Source organism: Streptomyces boncukensis, from assembly GCF_011045075.1.
Classification (GTDB): domain Bacteria; phylum Actinomycetota; class Actinomycetes; order Streptomycetales; family Streptomycetaceae; genus Streptomyces; species Streptomyces boncukensis.
Map to the genome: position 1 here is coordinate 1 of NZ_JAAKZZ010000086.1, position 20,651 is coordinate 20,651.

The following is a 20,651-nucleotide window of genomic DNA, read 5'->3' on the forward strand; positions in this document are numbered from 1 at the left end:
GCCCCGCCCCCGTCTCCCTCGTCCCCCTCGGGCGCCTCTTCCGCGGGCGCCTCCTCCAGGACGATGTGGGCGTTGGTGCCGGAGATGCCGAAGGAGGACACCCCCGCGCGGCGGGGATGTCCGGCCGGGGGCCACGCGAGCCGCTCCGTCAGCAGCTCGATATCACCGGACGACCAGTCCACCTCCGGCGTCGGCTCGTCGACGTGCAAGGTGGCGGGCAGGACGCCGTGCCGCATCGCCAGCACCATCTTGATGACGCTCGCCGCGCCCGCTGCCATCTGCGTGTGCCCGATGTTGGACTTGACCGAGCCCAGCCGCAGCGGCTGTCCTGCGGGGCGGTCCTGCCCGTAGGTCGCCAGCAGCGCCTGTGCCTCTATCGGATCGCCCAGGGTGGTGCCGGTGCCATGGCCCTCCACCGCGTCCACCTCGGTGGGCGTCAGCCGGGCGTCGTCCAGTGCCTGCCGGATGACCCGCTGCTGGGAGGGGCCGTTGGGCGCGGTCAGCCCGTTGCTGGTGCCGTCCTGGTTGATCGCGGAGCCCCGGATCACCGCCAGCACCTGGTGCCCGCTGCGCCGCGCGTCGGACAGCCGCTCCAGGAGCAGGACGCCGACGCCCTCGGCCATCGTCATTCCGTCGGCGCCCGCCGCGAACGCCTTGGACCTGCCGTCCGGCGAGAGCGCGCGCAGGTCGGCGAAGCCGATGAACGGGGCCGATGAGGACATCACGGCGACCCCGCCCGCCAGCGCCATCCCGCACTCGCCCTGCCGCAGTGAGCGGCAGGCCAGATGGATGGCGACCGAGGCGGAGGAGCAGGCGGTGTCCACCGTCACCGCTGCTCCCTCCAGGCCGAGGAGGTAGGCCACGCGCCCGGACACCACGCTGGCGGTGTTGCCGGTCGTGAAGTAGCCCGCCGAGCCCTCGGGGACCTGGGAGGCGTCGGAGTAGTAGTCGAGGTGATCGCAGCCGATGAAGGTGCCGGTCCGGCTGCCCCGCAGCGACTCCGGATCGATTCCGGCGTGCTCGACGGCCTCCCACGAGGTCTCCAGCGCCAGCCGCTGCTGCGGCGCCATGCCCAGCGCCTCGCGCGGGCTGATGCCGAAGAAGGCGGCGTCGAACCCGGCGACGTCGTCGACGAAGCCGCCCGAGCGGGTGTAGCACGTCCCCGGGTGGTCCGGGTCGGGGTCGTAGAGGCCCTCCAGATCCCAGTTCCGGTCCGTGGGGAACTCGGTGACGCCGTCCCGGCCCTGGGCGAGAAGGTCCCAGAACTCGTCCGGGGACCGCACACCCCCGGGCAGGCGGCAGGCCATCCCCACGATGGCGACCGGCTCGTGGCGGGCCGCCTCCATGTCCTTCACGCGGCGCTGGGTCTGCCGCAGGTCCGTCGTGACGCGCTTGAGGTAGTCGAGAAGCCGCTCTTCGTTATTCGCCATCGTCGGCCCTGCCGAAAGTGCCGGTCACGCTCAACTCCCATGGTCATCGGATGGCGAACTGCGGAATAACCGTCGACGCCGTGGCTAAAGGGGGTCTAACGCCCTTCTAGGGCTTGTGCGCGGCCATGATCAGGCATCCGACCTCGGCGGTTCCGTCCACGGACGCCTGGGGGTGCGCGGACTTGAGGGACTCGAACACCTCTTCAACGCTGACCCCGTGCTGCCGCTCGAACTCCTTCCGGCTGCGGAAGATGCGCTCAAGCACCCGGATGAACGTGAACTTGGTGTGCTCGCTGACGTCGGTGAGCTCGTCCAGCCGCAGACCGGCGCCGGCGACCAGCCCCGGATAGTCCTCGATCCGGCCCAGCGAGGCGACACTTCCGGCGTTCCCGGTGTTCCCGGCATTCCCGGCGTTCCCGGTGTCGCTGGCGCCGCCGTCCGGGGGCTCCGTGCCGCCGCCCACCGGGAAGGTGTCGGTGAGCACCAGCCGTCCGCCGGGCGCGAGGACCCGCGCCATCTCCCGGAGCGCCTTCGGGCGGTCCATGTGCACGATCGACTCGAACGCGAGCACGGCGTCGAAGGAGCCGGACTCGAAGGGCAGGTCCATCGCGTCGGCGTACGCGAAGGACACCTGCCCGGACATCTGTGCGGCCTCGGCGAGTTCGGTCGCCTGCCGGACCTGCTGCTCGCTGATGGTGACGCCCAGCACGGCGGCCCCGGTGGACGACGCCACCCGCAGCGCCGGACGGCCGACACCGCAGCCGGCGTCCAGCACCCGGTCCCCGGGCCCCACCCGCAGCCGCCCGGCCAGCAGATCGGTGAACCGGTCGGTGGCCTCCTGCGGCGAACTCCGGTCCTGCGGCCCCTCCCAGTACCCGAAGTGCAGATTGTCGCCCCAGGCGAGCTGGATCAGCGGCCCCAGCGCGCTGTAGTAGTCGGTCACCCGGCCATCCGTCGGCGGCACGGCTGATGCGGATGTCATGGCTCTCCTCCTGGCGCTCGCCGGGTCTGCGGCGCGTGTCGCGGGCCCCCAGGAGTGGATCCACTCAGGAGCGCCCGAAGCCTCGGCAACGCCCGGCTAAAGCCCGAGGCAGGGGCCCTGCCGCTGGCCGGCCGGTGCGGTGGAGAGCGGGGATCCCCCGGTGTGAGCGGCCACCGAGGGAGAAGGGATACGTCCGGGCACGGCTCCGGGAGCCCGTGCTCCGGGGACGCCGCCCGGGGCGGCTAGCCTCCTTCCGGAGGGCTGAGGGCGACCGCGGAGTCAGGCCCCGGCATCCCCCGCGGGCCGGGAACGACGGTCCTCATGCGGGAACGCGCCAGGTGAGGGACGGGCGGGGAGCGAGCGCGGGCTGCTCCTCCTTCGCTTCGGGGGGCCGCGGTGTGCCCACCCCCGTGAGGTAGCTGGTGAAGACCGTCACGTCCGCCTGCCGGCCGGTCACCTCCACCGTGCCCGAGGGGTCGACGGCGCCCATCCAGCGGGCTTTGACGGTGCACGGGGTGTCGAGCTCCGCGTACCGCTCGAAGTGGATGGAGACGGCGAGCGGCCGGGAGTCGATCGGGGCGAACATGGTGTGTGCCGCCTGCCGCGCGGCCTCCAGCAGCACCATGCCGGGGATGTGGTCCCCGGCGTGGTCGAAGAGCACGGCGTTGCGCGGGTCGGGGCACACCACCCACTGGTGGGGCAGGGCGGTGGCGGCCAGCACCACGTCCTTGTGGGCCTGCCGTCCGACGAGGGCCGGCGGCAGCGGCGCGTGGCTGTCGGTCAGGGCGTGGATGTCGGCCTGTGCGTACGGCCCGCGCATCCGCCGGTAGACCTCCGGCGCCAGGCAGTTGAACTCGCCGCCGCCGGTGGCCACGACCCGGTTGTCGCGGTGGATGGTGAAGCGCAGCTCCACCGTGGCGGAGGTGCGCCGCCTCCGCACCTGGCCGGTGACGGCGTCGAGGGTGATGTCGGTGGGCTGGGCTCCGATGGCCAGCTGCTCCTGGACGGTGGCGAAGTCCATGCGGCGCAGCAGGAAGGTATGCCCCAGGGGCACATCGAAGGCGGTGTGGGCCAGATAAAGACCGGCCTGACGGATTGTTTCCGCGGCGATCAGCGGATCGTGTCGCGGGCCGGTGTCGTCGGTGAAGAAGGCGTGTGCCCGCGGCCACTGGCCGGTGAGGGTGAACCCCCCTTCCTCCGGTTGGGCACTGCCGGTCAGGAAGACCTCGGCGACGGCGCTGCGATGCACCAGCTCCCGGGGGACGGTCGCGGTGAGGCCGGGGCCGCAGGGCGGTGTCGGCGAGTCCGGTAAGTGCGCTGAGAGAGTCGTTCCAAGCATGGTCATCTCCCTAGGAAATGGGTGGGGATGGCGAAGGTGGAACACTCAAAGAGTACTGAACGGCCGGTTTTTTTCAAGCGGGTACGGGGAAGTCTTCTCGGGTACCCCGCCGTCGGCTCGCCGCCGCGGCGGGATGACCTGGAGGTACCGGGAGCTGAGGGGGTATCGGATCGTGAGCGGAGCTGTCTGTCCGGTCGCACTCGACACGGCGGGGCGCGATCTGCCCGGTGAGTGGGACCGCCTGCGGGCGCGCGGCCCGGCCACCCGAGTGGAGCTGCCCGGCGGCGTGGTCGCCTGGGCGGTCACCAGCCGGGACCTGGTGAAGCAGCTGCTGCTGGACCCGCGTGTCTCCAAGGACGCCTACCGGCACTGGCCCGTCTGGATCAACGGCGAGGTGGACGAGGACTGGCCGATGGCGTTCTGGGTGTCCGTGCGGAACATGCTCACCGCCTATGGCGCCGACCATGTGCGGCTGCGCCGGCTGGTCTCCAAGGCGTTCACCGCGCACCGGGTGGCCGCGCTGCGCCCCACCGTCGAGGCGATCACCGGCGAGCTGCTCGACGGGCTCGCCGGAGGCGATCCGCACACCCCGGTGGACTTACGCCAGACCTTCGCGTACCCGCTGCCGATCAAGGTGATCTGCGACCTGCTCGGCGTGCCCGCCGGGGTCCGCGGGGAGCTGCGGCAGCGTGTCGACGTGATGTTCACCACCACGACCTCCGCCACCGCGGCCCGGTCCAACGAGCGCGAGCTGTACGGGATTCTGGCCCGTATGGTGGCCGCCAAGCGGGCGGCCCCGGGCGCGGATATGACGAGCCACCTCATCGCGGCCCGCGACGGCGAGGGCGGCGGGGCCCGGCTGAGCGAGCGGGAGCTCGTCGACACCGTGCTGCTGATCATCGGCGCCGGCCACGAGACCACGGTCAACCTGCTCGACCAGGCCGTCTGCGCCCTGCTGCGGCACCCGGACCAGCTGGAGAAGGTGCGCTCCGGCGCAGCCGGCTGGGACGACGTGATCGAGGAGACCCTGCGGGTGGCCGGGCCGGTCTCCTACATCCCGCTGCGCTACGCGGTCGAGGACATCCCGGTGCCGGGCGGGGTGATCGCCAAGGGGGAGCCGATCCTGGTCTCGCCGGGCGCTGCGGGGCGCGATCCGTCCGTGCACGGGGAGAGCGCCGGGGAGTTCGACGTCACCCGCCCCACCCGCCAGGAGCACCTGGCCTTCGGCCACGGGGTGCACTACTGCCTCGGGCACCTGCTGGCGCGGCTGGAGGCGCGCACCGCGCTGCCCGCGCTCTTCGCCCGCTTCCCCGGGCTGCGGCTGGCGGTGGATCAGGAGGAGCTCGTCCCCCTGGAGTCGTTCATCTCCCACGGGCACCGCTCCGTTCCGGTTCTGCTCGGGCGCGCGGCGCCGGGCTGAGCGCGCGGGAACGCGGGGCTCGCGGAACACTTGGGCGCACAGCGGCGCCGGGGAGTCGATGAGCGTGTAACATACTTTCCGTTTGGTTTTGTTTCTACAGGCCGGGAGTCGGCGGGGTGCCCCGCCGCCCGCGCTCGTCGGCGGAAGTGGGAGATGTGCAATGGCGCAGCAGGAACGCGGACTGAGGACGCGCCGCCAGGTGCTGGAGGCCGCGGCCGAGGTCTTCGCCGAGCTCGGGTACGGAGCGAGCACCATATCCGAGATCATCTCCCGCGCCGGGGTGACCAAGGGCGCCCTGTACTTCCACTTCACCTCCAAGGAGGAGCTGCTCCAGACGGTACTGGACGAGCAGGTGCGGGACTTCGCGGTGCCGGAGCGCCCGAGCAAGCTCCAGGAGTGGGCGGACCTGGGCATGCTCCTCGCGCACCGCACCTTCCGGGATCCGCTGCTGCGGGCCGGGGTCCGGCTCAGCGCGGATTCGCACATACGGGAGCGGATGGTCAAGGGCCCGTGGAACTCCTGGATCACCCTCTCGACCGGGCTGCTGGAGCAGGCCCGTGCCCGGGGCGAACTGCTGCCGCACGTCGACCCCGTCGAGACGGCCACCTTCACCCTCCAGTCGTGGGTGGGCGTGCAGCTCGTCGTCCAGGCGAGCGAGGGCCCGGAGGCGATGGAGGCACGGGTGGCGACGCTGTTCCGGCATGTGCTGCCCGCCATCGCGGTGCCCGCCGTGCTGGTCGCGCTGGATGTCTCGCACGACCGGGGGGCCCGGATCGCCGTCGAGATGGAGTACGAGCCCACCGCCGTCTGACGCAACGGGGAGAGCTGTGTTCGAGGAAGCCGTGATCCTGGTGACGGGAGCGAGCGGCACGGTGGGCGGGGCGGCGGCCCGCCAACTCGCCCGCGCGGGGCACGCCGTACGGCTGCTGAGCCGGAGCCCCGACCGCCTCGTCCCGCCGCCGGGCCGCTGCGAGGTGGCGGCGGGGGACTACGCCGACCCGGCCTCGCTGCGGGCCGCCGTGCGCGGGGTGCGCGCGATGCTGGTCGTCACCGGCGACCCGCGCACCACCGCGCACGACGCCGCTCTGCTGGAGGCCGCGCGCGGTGCGCGGGTCCGGCGCGCGGTGAAGCTGTCCGCGCAGGGCGTCGCGGACGCGGACGCGCAGGACATGATCACCCGCTGGCAGCGCGCCACCGAGCGGCTGACGCGCGAGTCCGGGCTGGAGTGGACGCTGCTGCGGCCGCGCGCCTTCATGTCCAACAGCCTCGGCTGGGCCCCGGCGGTCCGCGCGGGGGACACCGTGCGGACCTGGCCCGCGGACGTGCCCGCCGCCTGTGTGGACCCGCGCGATGTGGCGGAGGCGGCCGTGCTCGCCCTCACCGGCCCGGGACACCGCGGCCGCGCCTATCCGCTGACCGGCCCCGAGCAACTGACCGCGCGCGAACGGGTGCGGCTGCTGGGGGAGTCGCTGGGGCGGGAGCTGGAGTGCCGCGAAGAGCCGCGCCAGCGGGCGCTGGACGGCTACGCGCGCCGGTACGGGTCCGAACTGGCGGAGGCGCTGCTGGCGTGCGCCGGCCGGCGCAGCGGCACCGAGCCCGCGCTGGAGCGGCTGCTGGGGCGTCCCCCGCGCCGCTTCGCGGAGTGGGCACGCGACCATGCGGGGCACTTCACTGCGGCGCCCGGCTCACCCCGGCTCGGAGCGGCCGGCGGGTGACTCCTCCGGGACCATCCCGCACAGCAGCTTCCAGATGCCCTCCACCGTGTCCTCGGTCCACCAGCCGGGGTCCGCACGGCCGAGGGACTCCAGGCCCACGGTGACGGCGGTCAGCAGGTCCGCCAGGGCGGTTTCGCCGTCATGGCCCGCGCACTGGTCGCGCAGGCAGCCCATCCACTCCTCCAGCAGGGTGGGGCGCCCGGCCTGGAGCCGGGCGCTGCCGCCCTCCCCGTCCTCGCCGTCCTCGCCCCCGTGGAGCTGCCTGCACTCCTGCGCCTCCTTCTCCAGCCGCAGCCCGGCGCGGAGCACGACGTCCCGCCGCAGCTCCTGCGTCAGCGCCGTGACGAAGGCGGCGATGTCGGACAGCTGGCAAGGGTTCCTGCCGAGATGCCGCCGCGCCAACCCGTGGGCCTGGGCGCGGGCCTCGTCGACGACCGTGCGGACGAGCTCCTCCTTGTTGGAGAAGTGGAAGTACAGTGCGCCCTTGCTCACGCCGGCCCGCTGGGCGATGTCGAGCAGCCCGGTTCCCCTGAGCCCTCTGGCGTCGAAGAGCGTGGCTGCGACGTCCAGGAGGGCGCGGCGAGTCTGTTCGGCGCGTAGCTGCACGGGAGCACCTGTCTCTTCTTCCCTGGCGGCGGATCGACACCCGCCGCCATCGGTCGCCACTTTGCGTAACGATAAGCGGAATAGATCAAGTAAACAAGACCGGTTGCGCTGTTTCTTTGACGCTCCTCTCCCTGGGAGAGGTGCCCCCTGGGGGTGGTCGCCGCGCGTGGCTGACCTCCCCGTGGGGGTGAGCGCCCGGGGGAAAAACCGGCTGAGTCTTGGTTGTACCGCACATCTCTGTGGTCGGGTAGAGGGCCTGGGGGGCGTAGGGGGGTGTGAATTCCCCTTGAAAAACAGCCCAGTTGGTTTGTTATAGTGGCCTGGCACGGTGTGAGACGACTGCGCCTTCGCGCAGGAGCTCGCGCGAGGGCGCATCCGCGCGCCGCCCCCTCGGGCCGGTGCGCGCTTCGACACTGGGGAACGCCATGCATGTGCTCGTAGTTGAAGATGAGAAAGACACTGCGGAGTCCCTGGTCCGCGGTCTGCGGCGGCACGGCTACGACGTCGCGGCGGCCGCCACGGGGGCCCGGGCCCTGGGGGCCTATGCCGACACCGATCTGGTGCTGCTCGACCTGGAGCTGCCCGACATCGACGGCCTGGAGGTGTGCCGGAGCATCCGCGCCGCCTGCGACATCCCGATCATCGCGTTCACCGACCGCGGCACCGAACTGGACCGGGTGCTCGGACTGCAGGCGGGTTCGGACGACTGCCTGGACAAGCCGTACGGCTTCCGGGAGCTGATCGCCCGGATCGACGCCGTCATGCGGCGCGCCCGAAGCCGCCCCGCGCCGCCCGAACCGGTCGTCGAACGCGGCCCGCTGCGTATCGACACGGCCACGCGCGAGGTGTGGCTGCACGGCCGGTGGATAGCGACCAGCCGCAAGGAGTTCGATCTGCTGCACTATCTCGCCAGCCATCCCGGGGTGGTCATTCCGCGCCGGCGGCTGATGGCGGAGATCTGGGGAGACCCCATGCGCCACCACGCGGACTGCTCCCAGGTGAGCCGGACCATCGACACCCATGTGAGCACGCTGCGGCGGAAACTCGGCTCCGGCGCCTGGATCCGTACCGTCCGCGGCGTCGGCTTCACCTTCGGCCAGGTCTAGAGGGGGCCCTGGCGGATGGCGCCGGGCCGGGGCTGCCCCTTGCTGTCTCGTCGCGGTCTGCGGCCCCGATGGACACGGGCCCCGCGTCCCTGACGGGGCACCGTGGCACCTACCGCAGGAGACGCCGGGCACGCCCTGGACCGCACGCCGGTGCCGCACCGCTCACGTCTGGCGCTGCTCGCGGCGCTGGAGGGCCGACGTCACATCCGTGCCGTGGTAGTACGTCCGGCCGCCCCGGCTGCGGCGGCGCCAGCGCCGCTCGCTGGCCAGTCGGTAGACGCTGCCCTGCGGAAGGTGCCACAGCCGGGAGATGTCGGCCGCCGTCAGCCAGGTGACCGGCCCCTCTCCCGCCGCCGGTGCGGGGGAGTGGCGCCGCATCCGGTGCCCGAGCCGGGTCCACTCCTCGCCGGTCCACCGGTGCTCCGGATCGGCGTCGCACCGGATCTCCGCCGTGCTGCCCGGCGCCTGGGGCCGTACGTACGCCGCCAGCGAGCCGGTGCAGCCGCTCTCGGCGCAGTTGCCCACCGGCACCCGGCGCTGCGGATCCGGGTCGGCCACCCGGTAGGCCCAGCGCGCCAGATGGGAGATCTCGCCGCTCACGTCGCCCGCCGCCGGGTGCCGCGCGAGCCACTCGCGGTGCCGGGAGAGAAACGCCGCCATATCGCGGACGGTGCGGCGCGGCCGGGCCGGCCCGCGCTCCTCGGCCACCAGTGACGACCAGGAGCTCAGCACCGCCACGATGGACGAACGCGCCTCGCAGGCCGCGGTGTTGAACGGCATCCCGCCCGGGGGCGCGCTCGGGGACTGCCCCGCGGCCGCCTCCTGCCGCCCGCCGCCCAGCACCTGCTCGCAGGCGCTGTACAGCCGGGGCAGCTCCGCGAGCTCCGCCGCGAGCTGATGCCGGCACACCCGGCACAGGCGGCCGCCTCCCGCCGCGCTGCGCCTGCCGTGGCCCGCGCGCTGCCTGCGGTCGCACCCGGCCCCGGCACAGGGCTGCACACGCTCCATTTCGCTCTCCCCTCGTTTCCGGTGTATTCCGCACTCGCCCGGTGGACGCTAGAAGGTGTCAATGGGTGGCTCAAGGCCCGTTTCACGGTTTTGTGGTGCCGGTCACGATGTTTGCCGTACGCGGCGCGGGTTGCGCTTTCCTCACCTGGACTTGTCGTTTACTTAAAGGGGGAACCTTGACGGCGGCCGAGATTCCGAAGAAGCTCATAGCTAGCTTCCTCCGGAGTGTGCCCGCAGGGGATATCCCATGGCAGGAGGCGCCCTCCGCCCGCTTGGACCGGGCGTGGAGCGCGCGTGGCGGCCTCCCCCGGAGAGAGATCCGGCGCCTTCGAGAAGCATTCACTGTGGAGGTGTCGATTCCGGCCCTGTAGCGGCCTGAAAGGAGCTCCAGAAATGCATAGCACGTTGATCGTGGCGCGGATGGCCGCGCATTCCGCTGATGAGGTGGCGGAACTTTTCACCGCATTCGACGAGACGGAGATGCCGCACCGTATGGGCACGCGGCGCCGACAGCTCTTCGCGTACCGGGGGCTGTACTTCCATCTGCAGGACTTCGACTCCGAGGACGGCGGCGAGCGGATCGAGGCGGCCAGGACCGACCCGCGCTTCGTCCGCATCAGCGAGGACCTCAAGCCGCATATCGCGGCGTACGACCCCGCCACCTGGCGTTCCCCGGCCGACGCGATGGCGGAGCGCTTCTACCGCTGGAGCGCGCGGTGAGCAGCCGCCGCGTCGTCATCACGGGCATCGGGGTCATCGCGCCGGGCGGGGTCGGCACCAAGGACTTCTGGAGCCTGCTGACCGAAGGGCGCACCGCCACCAGACGCATCAGCTTCTTCGACCCCTCCCCCTTTCGCTCCCAGGTCGCCGCCGAGGCGGACTTCGACGCCGAGCTGCACGGCCTGACGCCCCAGGAGGTGCGGCGCACCGACCGTGCGGCCCAGTTCGCCGTGGTCACGGCGCGGGAGGCGGCGGCCGACAGCGGGCTGGAGTTCACCGGCGTCGACCCGCACCGCGTCGGCGTCACCGTCGGCAGCGCGGTGGGCGCGACCACCGGCCTGGACTGGGAGTACCGCACGGTCAGCGACGGCGGACGGCTGGACCTGGTCGACCACACCTACGCGGTACCGCACCTGTACGACTACTTCGTGCCCAGCTCGTTCGCGGCCGAGACCGCCTGGGCGGTCGGCGCCGAGGGGCCCGCCACCGTCGTCTCCACCGGCTGCACCTCGGGGCTGGACGCCGTCGGCCACGGCGCCGAGCTGGTGCGCGAGGGCACCGTCGACGTGATGGTGGCCGGCGCCACCGACGCGCCCATCTCCCCCATCACGGTCGCCTGCTTCGACGCCATCAAGGCCACCACCCCCCGCAACGACGACCCCGAGCACGCCTCCCGCCCGTTCGACGGCACCCGCAACGGCTTCGTACTGGGGGAGGGCTGCGCCGTCTTCGTCCTGGAGGAGCTGGAGAGCGCGCGGCGGCGCGGTGCGCGGATCTACGCGGAGGTCGCGGGCTACGCCTCGCGCTGCAACGCCTACCACATGACCGGACTGCGCCCGGACGGCCGGGAGATGGCCGAGGCCGTCCGGGTCGCCCTGGACGAGGCCAGGCTGAACCCCGAGGCCATCGACTACGTCAACGCGCACGGCTCCGGCACCAAACAGAACGACCGCCACGAGACCGCCGCGTTCAAGCGGAGCCTGGGGGAGCACGCCTACCGGGTGCCGGTCTCCTCCATCAAGTCCATGGTCGGCCACTCCCTGGGCGCCATCGGCTCGATCGAGATCGCCGCCTCGGCGCTGGCCATGGAGCACGGCGTCGTCCCGCCCACGGCCAATCTGCACACCCCCGACCCCGAGTGCGACCTCGACTACGTACCGCTGACCGCGCGGGAGCACCGCACCGACGCGGTGGTCTCGGTCGGCAGCGGGTTCGGCGGATTCCAGAGCGCCATGGTGCTCGCACGTCCCGAGAGGAGTACGGCATGAGCGGCAGGGTCGTCGTCACCGGGCTCGGCGTCGCCGCGCCCAACGGCGTGGGCGCGGCGGACTACTGGGCCGCGGCCCGCAACGGCACCAGCGGGATCGGCCGGCTCTCCCGCTTCGACCCCTCCGGCTACCCGGCCCGGCTGGCGGGTGAGATCACCGGCTTCGACGCCGACGCGCACCTGCCCAGCCGGCTGGTCCCGCAGACCGACCGCATGACCCAGATCGCCCTGGTCAGCGCCGACTGCGCGCTGGCGGACGCCGGGGTGCGGCCGGGCGAGCTGCCCGACTACGACATGGGAGTGGTCACCGCGGGCGCCTCCGGCGGCTTCGAGTTCGGCCAGGGCGAGCTGCGCAACCTGTGGAGCAAGGGCGGCCAGCACGTCAGCGCGTACCAGTCCTTCGCCTGGTTCTACGCGGTCAACAGCGGCCAGATCTCGATCCGCAACGGCATGCGCGGCCCCAGCGGCGTCCTCGTCAGCGACCAGGCGGGCGGGCTCGACGCGGTGGCCCAGGCCCGCCGGCACATCCGCGGGGGCACCCGGCTGATCGTCTCCGGCGGCGTCGACGCGTCGCTCTGCCCCTGGGGCTGGGTCGCCCAGCTCGCCTCAGGACGGCTGAGCACCAGCGACGACCCCCGCCGCGGCTATCTGCCCTTCGACGCCGCCGCGTGCGGCCATGTGCCGGGCGAGGGCGGGGCGCTGCTGGTCATGGAGCCCCTGGAGAGCGCACGGCAGCGGCAGGCCCCGCAGGTGTACGGGGAGATCGCCGGGTACGGGGCCACCTTCGACCCGAAGCCCGGCTCCGGCCGCGCCCCCGCCCTGCAGCGGGCGATCGAGGTGGCCTTGGAGGACGCCGACACCGAACCGGGCGGGATCGGGGCCGTGTTCGCCGACGCGGCGGCCCTCCCCGCACTGGACCGGATCGAGTCCGAGGCGGTGACCAAGGTCTTCGGGCCGCGCGGCGTGCCCGTCACGGCCCCCAAGGTGCTCACCGGGCGGCTCAACTCCGGCGGCGCGCCGCTCGACCTGGCCACAGCCCTGCTCGCCGTGCGGGACGGGGTCATCCCGCCGACGCCGCACGTGACCCCGGCCGAGGAGTACGACATCGACCTCGTAGGGAGCGAGCCCCGGCGCAGCGCCCTGCGCGCCGCGCTGGTCGTCGCGCGCGGCCACGGCGGCTTCAACTCCGCGGTCGTCGTCCGCGCCTGCGCCGGCTGACCCCCGCCGCACGGGCCGCGGCAGCACGCCGCGGCCCCGGCCCCTGCCCACCACCCGAGAGACCCCACGTCACACACCACAGGAAGGACAGCCATGGCAGCCACCGAGTTCACCCTCGACGACCTCAAGCGGATCCTGCTGCAGGGAGCCGGCGCAGCGGAGGGCGTCGACCTGGACGGCGACATCCTCGACACGGACTTCGAGGAGCTCGGCTACGAGTCGCTGGCGCTGCTGGAGACCGGCGGGCGGATCGAGCGCGAGTACGGGATCCGGCTGGACGAGGACCAGCTCGTGGAGGCCGACACGCCCCAGGCCCTGATCGCTCTGGTCAACGCCACCCTCGCGCCCGCCGGACAGGCGGCCTGAGGCCCCGGCAGCAGACCGCCACCCGACCGCCACCCCACCGCCAACAGAACGGCACCAGACCCCGACAGGCCCAGCACGAGGAGTGGGACATGACACAGCGAAAGCAGCGGGTCGCCGTCGTCACCGGCGCGACCAGCGGCATCGGCCTCGCCGTCGCGAGGCTGCTGGCGCAACGGGAGCACCGGGTCTTCCTGTGCGCCCGTACCCAGGAGGATGTGACCGCCACCGTCAAGGCGCTCCGCGAGGAGGGCCTGGAGGTGGACGGCGCGACGTGCGACGTGCGCTCCGGCGCGGACATCGGCCGTTTCGTACGGGCCGCCGTGGAGCGCTACGGCACCGTCGACGTGCTCGTCAACAACGCGGGCCGCTCCGGTGGCGGGGCGACCGCCGACATCGCGGACGAGCTGTGGCTCGACGTGATCGACACCAACCTCAACAGCGTCTTCCGGATGACCCGCGAGGTGCTCAACACCGGGGGCATGCGGGACAAGTGCCGGGGCCGGATCGTCAACATCGCCTCCACGGCCGGCAAGCAGGGGGTGGTGCTCGGGGCCCCGTACTCCGCCTCCAAGCACGGCGTGGTCGGCTTCACCAAGGCCCTGGGCAACGAGCTGGCCCCCACCGGCATCACGGTGAACGCCGTCTGCCCCGGCTACGTCGAGACGCCGATGGCGCAGCGGGTGCGGCAGGGCTACGCGTCCGCCTACGCCACGAGCGAGGAGCGGATCCTGGAGAAGTTCCAGGCGAAGATCCCGCTCGGCCGCTACTCCACGCCCGAGGAGGTCGCCGGGCTGGTGGGCTACCTGGCCGGCGACACCGCCGCCTCCCTCACCTCCCAGGCCCTGAACGTCTGCGGCGGCCTGGGCAACTTCTGACCGGCCGCACCACCAACCCAGAGCACCCGGAGCACCCGGATCACCCGGAGAGGAGAAGAGCATGACCCTGCGCGAGGTCGAGCACGAGACCACCGTGGAGGCACCGGCGGAGGAGGTGTACCGGCTGCTGGCCGACGTGGAGAACTGGCCGCGGGTCTTCCCGCCGTCCGTCCTGGTCGACCACGTCGAGCGAGGCGAGCGGGAGGAGCGCATCCGCATCTGGGCGACCGCCAACGGCGAGGCGAAGAGCTGGACCTCGCGCCGCCGGCTGGAGCCGGAGCGGCGGCGCATCGCCTTCCGCCAGGAGGTCCCGGCGCCGCCCGTCGCGGCGATGGGCGGCACCTGGATCGTCGAGCCGCTGGACGGCGGCCGGTCCCGGGTGCGGCTGCTGCACGACTACCGGGCCGTCGGCGACGACCCGGAGGGCCTGGCGTGGATCGACCGGGCCGTCGACCGCAACAGCCGCTCCGAGCTGGCCGCGCTGAGGACGAACGCCGAACACCTCACCCACCGCGCGGAGCTGTCGCTCTCCTTCGAGGACACCGTGGAGATCCGCGGTGCGGCCAAGGACGTGTACGACTTCCTCAACGAGGCGCGGCTGTGGGAGGAGCGGCTGCCGCACGTCGCCGCCGTGGACCTGCGCGAGGAGACCCCCGGGCTGCAGACCCTGCGGATGGACACCCGCACCAAGGACGGCTCCTCGCACACCACCGAGTCCGTCCGGGTCTGCTTCCCGCACCACCGGATCGCCTACAAGCAGACCACGCTGCCCGCGCTGATGACCCTGCACACCGGGTACTGGCAGCTCGACGAGGTCGAGGCGGGCGTGACCAGGGCCACCTCGCAGCACACCGTGGCCGTCAACACCGAGAACATCACCGCCGTCCTGGGCGAGGGCGCCGGGGTGCCCGAGGCCCGCGCGTTCCTGCGGGACGCGCTGGGGAACAACAGCCGGGCCACCCTGGAGCACGCCAGGGAGTACGCGGAAGCGCGGAGCTGACCCATGGCCGCGCTGGACACCGATGTGGTCGTGGTCGGCGCGGGCCCGGTCGGGCTGCTGCTCGCCTGCGAACTGCGCACCGGCGGGGCGCGGGTGACCGTGCTGGAGCGGCTGGAGCGGCCCACCGCCGAGTCCCGCGCCTCCACGCTGCACGCCCGCACCATGGAGCTGTTCGCCGAGCGGGGGCTGCTGGCGGAGCTCGGCCCGCCGTCCCGGGGCGGCCCGGGGCACTTCGGCGGCCTCCCGCTGGAGCTGGCCGAGGCCGACCCCGGGCACCCGTTCGCCGGGCAGTGGAAGGCGCCGCAGACCCGGGTCGAGGCGGTGCTGGGGGAGCGGGCTGTCCGGCTCGGCGCCGAGGTGTGGCGCGGGGTGCTCGTCACCGGGCTGGAGCAGGGGCCCCAGGCGGTCACGGCGCGGGCGATCGGGCCCGAACGGGCGCCGTTCGCGGTCACCGCGCGGTACGCGGTCGGCTGCGACGGCGAGGACAGCACCGTACGCCGGCTGGCGGGGTTCGACTTCCCCGGCACCCCCGCCACCAGGGAACTGCTCCGCGCCGACGTCGCCGGAGTGGACATCCCGGGGCGGCGGTTCGAGCGCCACCCGAACGGGCTGGCCATCGCCTCCCGCTGGCCGGACGGCAGCACCCGGGTCATGCTGCACGAGTACGGCAGCGTCCCGCGGCGCCGCACCGGACCGCCCGAGTTCCCGGAGGTGGCCGCCGCCTGGCGGCGGATCACCGGCGAGGATATCGGCGGTGGCACCCCGCTGTGGCTGAACGCCTTCGGCAACGCCCTCCGCCAGGCGGCCCGCTACCGGCGCGGCCGGGTGCTGCTGGCCGGGGACGCGGCGCATGTGCAGCTGCCGGTCGGCGGGCAGTCCCTCAATCTGGGCCTGCAGGACGCCGCCGACCTGGGCCCGAAGCTCGCGGCGCAGTGCGCGGGGCCGACCGACGAGGCGCTGCTCGACTCCTACCACGAGGTCCGCCACTCCGCTGGACGCCGGGCCCTGGCGCATATCGACGCCCAGGCCCAGCTGCTCCTCGGCGGACCGGAGGTGGAGCCGCTGCGCGCCACGGTCGCGGAGCTGATGGAGCACGCGCCGGTACGACGGCACCTCGCCCGCACGATCAGCGGCCTGGCGCCCCCCATCGAGAAAGGGAGTCGAGACAGATGAGCGTGACAAGCGTGCCGCAGCAACGCGCGCCCTCCCCGGCCCGGTTGCTCGCGCTGGACACCGCGGAACGGACCCGGGCCATCGAGGAGTTCGTCGCCCAGGAGCTGGCCGGGCTGCTCCAGGTGCCCCCGGCGCACCGGATGAACACCGGGCGCCCGCTGCGCACCCAGGGCGTGGGCTCGATCCTCGGGCTGCACCTCAAGCGGCTGCTGGAGGTCTCCTTCGGCGTGGACGTCGGCGCCGTGTCCGCGCTGTGCGAGGAGAGCATGGCGGGGCTGGCGACGACGGTGGCGCTGCGGCTGGAGGATCCGTCCACGCTTCTCCCGGCGGCGGGCCGCGCGCAGGAGGGGCCGGTTCCGGGCAGCCCCGGGTGAGGACCCCCGGCTCCCGGCGCACCGGCGGCCCGGGAGGTGCGGGAGGCCCCGGAGGCGCGGGGCGGGCGGACGGCGGCTGGCTCGATCTGTGGCTGCTGCGCCAGTCGTGGACCGAGCCGTTCGGATACGAGCTGGTCACCACGGAGCTGGACGAGAACGAGCGGGCCCGCGCCGCGGCGTTCTGCCTGCCCTGGGACCGGCTGCTGTACCTCTCGGCGCACATCGGGCTGCGCCGGCTGCTCGCCGCGTACCTGGGGGCGGCTCCGGGCGAGCTGCGGTTCGCGCAGGAGCCGTGTCCGGGCTGCGGGGAGGCGCACGGGCGCCCGGCCGTGGCGTACCCGCCGACCGCGCTGCACTTCTCGCTCTCGCACAGCAACGGCCTGGCGCTGTTCGGCGTCGCCACCGCGCCGGTCGGCGTGGATGTGGAGCGGCTGCCGGGCGAGGAGACCGTGCAGCTGTGCTCCTCCGCGCTGCACCCGGCCGAGCAGGCCGAGCTGGAGGCGGTGGCGCCGGAGCGGCGGCGGCTGGCCTTCGGCCGGCTGTGGACGCGCAAGGAGGCGTACCTCAAGGGCATCGGCACCGGACTGAGCCGCTCGCTGGCCGCCGACTACCTCGGCGGGGACGGCCACCGGGACGGAGCGGACGGAGCGGACGGCGGCTTCGCACGGCCTTCCGGCTGGACCGTCGCCAACGTGCCGTGCGGCTCTCCCGTCGCCCCCACCCACGCGGCCGCCGCCGCGGTGCGTGCGGACGGCGGGGCGGCGGCCTGGCCGCAGCGGGTCCGGTGGCTGCCCGCCGACTGCCTGTACGAGGGGGGCGCCGCCGGCCTGATCACCGTGGACCGAAGGGTCCACCGCACCGGAGTGGGACCGACCGGACAGGAGGGACAGTGACCGACACCGATCATCTGGACGAGCTCGGCGCGATCAAGGACGCCGCGCGCCGGGGGCCGGACCCGGGGGCCACCGAGCGGCAGCACGCCAAGGGGAAGCTGACGGCCCGCGAGCGCATCGAGCTGCTGCTGGACAAGGGGTCCTTCCGCGAGACCGAGATGCTGCGGCGGCACCGCGCCACCGGCTTCGGGCTGGAGCAGAGGCGGCCGTACACGGACGGTGTGATCACCGGCTGGGGCACGGTGTTCGGCCGGACGGTCTTCGTCTACGCCCACGACTTCCGCATCTTCGGCGGTGCGCTGGGCGAGGCGCACGCGCGGAAGATCCACAAACTGATGGACCGCGCCCTGGCGGCGGGCGCCCCGCTGGTCTCCGTCAACGACGGCGCGGGGGCCCGTATCCAGGAGGGGGTGGCGGCGCTCGCCGGCTACGGCGGCATCTTCCGCCGCAACACCCGCGCCTCCGGGGTCATCCCGCAGATCAGCGTGATGCTGGGGCCGTGTGCGGGCGGCGCGGCCTACAGCCCCGCGCTGACGGACTACGTGTTCATGGTGCGCGGCACCTCGCAGATGTTCATCACCGGGCCCGACGTGGTGCGCACCGTGACCGGCGAGGAGATCACCCACGAGGGCCTGGGCGGCGCCGATGTGCACGCCGGCACCTCCGGCGTGGCGCACTTCGCCTACGACGACGAGGCCACCTGCCTGGAGGAGGTGCGCTTCCTCCTCTCCCTGCTGCCGCAGAACAACCGCGAGCTCCCGCCCGTGGAGCGGTCCGGGGACCCGCCGGACCGGCTCACCGAGGAGCTGCGGGAGCTGGTGCCGCTGGACGGCTGCGTCCCGTACGACGTGCGGGAGGTCGTCCGCGAGGTGGTCGATGACGGCGAGTGCTTCGAGATCAGCGAGGCGTGGGCGGCCAACGTGGTGTGTGCGCTGGCCCGGCTGGACGGGCACACGGTCGGCATCGTGGCCAACCAGCCGCAGTCGCTCGCGGGGGTGCTGGACATCGAGGCGTCCGAGAAGGCCGCGCGCTTCGTGCAGTTCTGCGACGCGTTCAACATCCCGATCGTCTCGCTGGTCGATGTGCCGGGCTTCCTGCCGGGGGTCGGCCAGGAGCACGAGGGGATCATCCGGCACGGCGCGAAGCTGCTGTACGCGTACTGCAACGCCACGGTGCCCCGTGTCTCGCTGGTGCTGCGCAAGGCGTACGGCGGCGCGTACATCGTCATGGACAGCCAGTCCATCGGCACGGATGTGGCGCTGGCCTGGCCCACCAACGAGATCGCGGTGATGGGCGCCGAAGGCGCCGCCAACGTGGTCTTCCGCAAGGAGATCGCGGAGGCGGACGACCCGGAGGAGACCCGGCGGCGCCGGGTGAAGGAGTACCGGGCCGAACTGATGCACCCCTACTACGCGGCCGAGCGCGGCCTGGTCGACGACGTGATCGACCCGGCGGAGACCCGCGCCGCGCTGGTCTCCGCGCTGGAGATGCTCCGCAGCAAGCACGCCGACCTGCCGCGCCGCAAGCACGGCAACCAGCCGCAGTGAGGGGCGCGGATGGCCACAGGACAGCCTCCGCGGGACGAGCAGGGCGAGCGGGGCGAGCAGGACGAGCGGGGCGGGACCGCGGAGCGCCCGCCGCTCTTCCGGGTGCTGCGCGGGCAGCCCGACGCGGCCGAGCTGGCCGCGCTCACCGCGGTGCTGCTGGTCAGGGCCGCGGCCGAGGGCGCGGACCCGGACGACCTCTCCCGCCGACACCGGGCCGCTGCCCGGTGGGCCAGGCCGGAGCGGGAGCGCGGCTTCGAGGGGCCGCGCACCTGGCGAGCTGAGTAAAGTACAGCAGGTACTTTACTTCTTGCCATGCACGTTGTACTTTAATTCTGAGCGTGACATCTCACGCAGTAACGAGAAGGAGCTGAGCAGACATGACCCGGATCGCCGTCATCATCGGCAGCACCCGTCCCAACCGCCGCAGCGGCATCGTCGCGGAGTGGGTCGCGGACGCCGCCGGCCGGCACGCGGCCGTCAAGGACGGCGCGGTGAGCGTGGAGGTGGTCGACCTGGCCACCGTCGGGCTGCCGCTGCTCGACGAGGGAGTCCCCGCCCTGATGGGCGAGTACGGAAACGACCACACCAAGCGCTGGGCGGCGACGGTGGCGGCGTACGACGCCTTCGTCTTCGTCTCGCCGGAGTACAACCACTCCGTCCCGGCCGTGCTGAAGAACGCGATCGACTACCTGTTCGCGGAGTGGAACCACAAGGCCGTCGGCTTCGTGACCTACGGCGTCCACGGCGGGGTCCGCGCCGCCGAGCATCTGCGCCTGTCGATGATCGAGGTGCAGGCCGCCCCCGTGCGCTCCCAGGTCGCGCTGAGCGTGTTCACCGACTTCGTGCTCAACGACCCGACCGAGGTCGGCGTGGTGCGTCCGGGCGAGCACCAGGAGCCCACCCTGCACGAGATGATCGACGAACTCGTCGCCTGGTCCGGGGCCCTCAAGCCGCTGCGCACCGCGGCCGGCGCCCAGTAGGGCCCCGCGAGCGGCCGGAGGAAAGCCATGTCAGACACGCACACGTCCGCGCGGGCCGAGGCCGGCCCGCGTCCGGGCACCCTGGTGATCCTCCTGTTCATCTCCACGCTGGGGATGATGGGCGGGGTGGCGATCCAGCCCGTCATCGAGGTGATCCGGCAGAGCCTGGGGGTCGGCGGGACGGCGGGCGGCCTGGTCCTCACCGCGCACGGGCTCGCCGTGGCCGTGGCGAGCCCGCTCATCGGGCGGCTCACCGACCGGGTGGGCCCCCGGCTCCCGCTGGCGGCAGGGCTGGCGGTGTTCGGACTGGCGGGCGGGGCCGGCCTGTTCGTGGACTCCTATCCGGCGCTCATCGCCTCCCGGCTGCTGCTGGGAGTCGGCATCGCCGCCGTCTTCACCTGCTCCACCGCGGCCCTGCTGGCGGCGTACAGCGGCGCCGAACGGGACCGGGTGATGGGGTGGCGGACCACGGCGTTCACCGTGGGCGGCGTGATCTATCCGCTGGCGGCGGGGGCGCTGGGCAACCTGTCCTGGCACGCCCCCTTCGCCGTCTACCTCATCGGCCTCCCGCTGGGCGCAGCGCTGCTGTACACCCTGCCCCCAGGCCGCCCGGCCGGGGCCGGGGCCGAAGG

22 protein-coding genes are annotated in these 20,651 nt (G+C 73.1%); 17 read left to right on the forward strand and 5 right to left on the reverse strand.

Annotation, left to right across the window (positions count from 1 at the left end):
• The 3 genes from G5C65_RS11260 to G5C65_RS11270 all read right to left on the reverse strand — a co-directional run.
• Window positions 1-1,430, reverse strand: a 1,430-nt coding sequence (locus G5C65_RS11260) for a type I polyketide synthase (protein ID WP_206441611.1), incomplete at its 3' end; no start/stop codon positions are given.
• 106 nt (window positions 1,431-1,536) lie between these two features.
• Complete coding sequence (locus tag G5C65_RS11265; protein ID WP_165298620.1) at window positions 1,537-2,412, reverse strand: SAM-dependent methyltransferase; 876 nt, start codon at window positions 2,410-2,412, stop codon at window positions 1,537-1,539.
• 319 nt (window positions 2,413-2,731) lie between these two features.
• The gene (locus tag G5C65_RS11270; RefSeq protein ID WP_165298621.1) at window positions 2,732-3,751 is read right to left on the reverse strand and encodes a ScbA/BarX family gamma-butyrolactone biosynthesis protein; all 1,020 of its coding nucleotides are present in this window, start codon (window positions 3,749-3,751) and stop codon (window positions 2,732-2,734) included.
• Window positions 3,752-3,923: 172 nt separating this feature from the next.
• On the opposite strand from G5C65_RS11270, the gene G5C65_RS11275 reads away from it, so the two are divergent.
• The 3 genes from G5C65_RS11275 to G5C65_RS11285 all read left to right on the forward strand — a co-directional run bounded on the left by G5C65_RS11275 (window position 3,924) and on the right by G5C65_RS11285 (window position 6,886).
• Window positions 3,924-5,171 (forward strand): cytochrome P450 family protein, encoded by a 1,248-nt coding sequence (locus tag G5C65_RS11275; RefSeq protein WP_338146323.1) that lies wholly within the window; start codon window positions 3,924-3,926, stop codon window positions 5,169-5,171.
• Window positions 5,172-5,331: 160 nt separating this feature from the next.
• Window positions 5,332-5,982, forward strand: coding sequence for a ScbR family autoregulator-binding transcription factor (locus tag G5C65_RS11280; RefSeq protein ID WP_165298623.1), 651 nt, complete (start codon window positions 5,332-5,334; stop codon window positions 5,980-5,982).
• Window positions 5,983-5,998: 16 nt separating this feature from the next.
• Window positions 5,999-6,886 (forward strand): NAD(P)H-binding protein, encoded by an 888-nt coding sequence (locus G5C65_RS11285; protein ID WP_338146324.1) that lies wholly within the window; start codon window positions 5,999-6,001, stop codon window positions 6,884-6,886.
• On the opposite strand, the gene G5C65_RS40390 is transcribed toward G5C65_RS11285, so the two are convergent.
• The gene (locus G5C65_RS40390) at window positions 6,857-7,492 is read right to left on the reverse strand and encodes a TetR family transcriptional regulator (protein ID WP_165298624.1); all 636 of its coding nucleotides are present in this window, start codon (window positions 7,490-7,492) and stop codon (window positions 6,857-6,859) included. The genes G5C65_RS11285 and G5C65_RS40390 overlap by 30 nt on opposite strands.
• A 398-nt stretch (window positions 7,493-7,890) precedes the next feature.
• On the opposite strand from G5C65_RS40390, the gene G5C65_RS11295 reads away from it, so the two are divergent.
• Window positions 7,891-8,598, forward strand: coding sequence for a response regulator transcription factor (locus tag G5C65_RS11295; protein WP_338146325.1), 708 nt, complete (start codon window positions 7,891-7,893; stop codon window positions 8,596-8,598).
• Between the two features lie 162 nt (window positions 8,599-8,760).
• Here G5C65_RS11295 and G5C65_RS38515 read toward each other — a convergent pair whose 3' ends face one another.
• Complete coding sequence (locus tag G5C65_RS38515) at window positions 8,761-9,606, reverse strand: hypothetical protein (protein ID WP_206441614.1); 846 nt, start codon at window positions 9,604-9,606, stop codon at window positions 8,761-8,763.
• A 393-nt stretch (window positions 9,607-9,999) separates the two neighbouring features.
• Here G5C65_RS38515 and G5C65_RS11305 point away from each other — a divergent pair, with 393 nt between their 5' ends.
• The 13 genes from G5C65_RS11305 to G5C65_RS11365 all read left to right on the forward strand — a co-directional run.
• Window positions 10,000-10,326: a TcmI family type II polyketide cyclase gene (locus G5C65_RS11305; RefSeq protein ID WP_165298625.1), complete on the forward strand. Its 327-nt coding sequence runs from the start codon at window positions 10,000-10,002 to the stop codon at window positions 10,324-10,326.
• Window positions 10,323-11,594, forward strand: a complete 1,272-nt coding sequence (locus G5C65_RS11310) for a beta-ketoacyl-ACP synthase II (protein ID WP_165298626.1) — start codon at window positions 10,323-10,325, stop codon at window positions 11,592-11,594. The genes G5C65_RS11305 and G5C65_RS11310 overlap by 4 nt, the downstream gene beginning before the upstream one ends.
• Entirely contained in the window at window positions 11,591-12,811 is a 1,221-nt protein-coding gene (locus tag G5C65_RS11315) for a ketosynthase chain-length factor (protein ID WP_165298627.1), read from the forward strand. Before G5C65_RS11310 ends, G5C65_RS11315 begins: the two co-directional genes overlap by 4 nt.
• 93 nt (window positions 12,812-12,904) lie before the next feature.
• Window positions 12,905-13,177 (forward strand): acyl carrier protein, encoded by a 273-nt coding sequence (locus tag G5C65_RS11320; protein ID WP_165298628.1) that lies wholly within the window; start codon window positions 12,905-12,907, stop codon window positions 13,175-13,177.
• 89 nt (window positions 13,178-13,266) lie between these two features.
• The gene (gene fabG / locus G5C65_RS11325; protein ID WP_165298629.1) at window positions 13,267-14,052 is read left to right on the forward strand and encodes a 3-oxoacyl-ACP reductase FabG; all 786 of its coding nucleotides are present in this window, start codon (window positions 13,267-13,269) and stop codon (window positions 14,050-14,052) included.
• A 61-nt stretch (window positions 14,053-14,113) separates the two neighbouring features.
• Window positions 14,114-15,052 carry an aromatase/cyclase gene (locus tag G5C65_RS11330; RefSeq protein ID WP_165298630.1) on the forward strand — a complete coding sequence of 313 codons (939 nt, stop codon included), beginning with the start codon at window positions 14,114-14,116 and terminating at the stop codon, window positions 15,050-15,052.
• Window positions 15,053-15,055: 3 nt separating this feature from the next.
• On the forward strand, window positions 15,056-16,225 hold the full coding sequence (locus G5C65_RS11335) for an FAD-dependent monooxygenase (RefSeq protein ID WP_165298631.1): 1,170 nt from the start codon (window positions 15,056-15,058) through the stop codon (window positions 16,223-16,225).
• Window positions 16,222-16,599, forward strand: coding sequence for an acyl carrier protein (locus G5C65_RS11340; RefSeq protein ID WP_165298632.1), 378 nt, complete (start codon window positions 16,222-16,224; stop codon window positions 16,597-16,599). The genes G5C65_RS11335 and G5C65_RS11340 overlap by 4 nt, the downstream gene beginning before the upstream one ends.
• Window positions 16,596-17,492, forward strand: a complete 897-nt coding sequence (locus G5C65_RS11345; protein WP_165298633.1) for a 4'-phosphopantetheinyl transferase superfamily protein — start codon at window positions 16,596-16,598, stop codon at window positions 17,490-17,492. The genes G5C65_RS11340 and G5C65_RS11345 overlap by 4 nt, the downstream gene beginning before the upstream one ends.
• Window positions 17,489-19,039, forward strand: coding sequence for a carboxyl transferase domain-containing protein (locus tag G5C65_RS11350; RefSeq protein WP_165298634.1), 1,551 nt, complete (start codon window positions 17,489-17,491; stop codon window positions 19,037-19,039). Before G5C65_RS11345 ends, G5C65_RS11350 begins: the two co-directional genes overlap by 4 nt.
• Window positions 19,040-19,048: 9 nt before the next feature.
• Window positions 19,049-19,324, forward strand: coding sequence for an acyl-CoA carboxylase subunit epsilon (locus G5C65_RS11355; protein WP_165298635.1), 276 nt, complete (start codon window positions 19,049-19,051; stop codon window positions 19,322-19,324).
• 92 nt (window positions 19,325-19,416) lie between these two features.
• The gene (locus G5C65_RS11360) at window positions 19,417-20,019 is read left to right on the forward strand and encodes an NADPH-dependent FMN reductase (RefSeq protein ID WP_165298636.1); all 603 of its coding nucleotides are present in this window, start codon (window positions 19,417-19,419) and stop codon (window positions 20,017-20,019) included.
• A 27-nt stretch (window positions 20,020-20,046) separates the two neighbouring features.
• A partial coding sequence (locus tag G5C65_RS11365) for an MFS transporter (protein WP_165298637.1) occupies window positions 20,047-20,651 on the forward strand: 605 nt, incomplete at its 3' end.

Excerpts from the sequence above, each read along its gene's own strand:
- G5C65_RS11340 (WP_165298632.1), top strand. The coding sequence starts at position 16,222 with ATGAGCGTGACAAGCGTGCCGCAGCAACGCGCGCCCTCCCCGGCCCGG.
- G5C65_RS11280 (WP_165298623.1), top strand. The coding sequence starts at position 5,332 with ATGGCGCAGCAGGAACGCGGACTGAGGACGCGCCGCCAGGTGCTGGAG.
- G5C65_RS38515 (WP_206441614.1), bottom strand. The coding sequence starts at position 9,606 with ATGGAGCGTGTGCAGCCCTGTGCCGGGGCCGGGTGCGACCGCAGGCAG.
- G5C65_RS11265 (WP_165298620.1), bottom strand. The coding sequence starts at position 2,412 with ATGACATCCGCATCAGCCGTGCCGCCGACGGATGGCCGGGTGACCGAC.
- G5C65_RS11335 (WP_165298631.1), top strand. The coding sequence starts at position 15,056 with ATGGCCGCGCTGGACACCGATGTGGTCGTGGTCGGCGCGGGCCCGGTC.
- G5C65_RS11355 (WP_165298635.1), top strand. The coding sequence starts at position 19,049 with ATGGCCACAGGACAGCCTCCGCGGGACGAGCAGGGCGAGCGGGGCGAG.
- G5C65_RS11270 (WP_165298621.1), bottom strand. The coding sequence starts at position 3,751 with ATGCTTGGAACGACTCTCTCAGCGCACTTACCGGACTCGCCGACACCG.
- G5C65_RS11330 (WP_165298630.1), top strand. The coding sequence starts at position 14,114 with ATGACCCTGCGCGAGGTCGAGCACGAGACCACCGTGGAGGCACCGGCG.
- fabG (WP_165298629.1), top strand. The coding sequence starts at position 13,267 with ATGACACAGCGAAAGCAGCGGGTCGCCGTCGTCACCGGCGCGACCAGC.
- G5C65_RS11320 (WP_165298628.1), top strand. The coding sequence starts at position 12,905 with ATGGCAGCCACCGAGTTCACCCTCGACGACCTCAAGCGGATCCTGCTG.
- G5C65_RS11305 (WP_165298625.1), top strand. The coding sequence starts at position 10,000 with ATGCATAGCACGTTGATCGTGGCGCGGATGGCCGCGCATTCCGCTGAT.
- G5C65_RS11360 (WP_165298636.1), top strand. The coding sequence starts at position 19,417 with ATGACCCGGATCGCCGTCATCATCGGCAGCACCCGTCCCAACCGCCGC.
- G5C65_RS11315 (WP_165298627.1), top strand. The coding sequence starts at position 11,591 with ATGAGCGGCAGGGTCGTCGTCACCGGGCTCGGCGTCGCCGCGCCCAAC.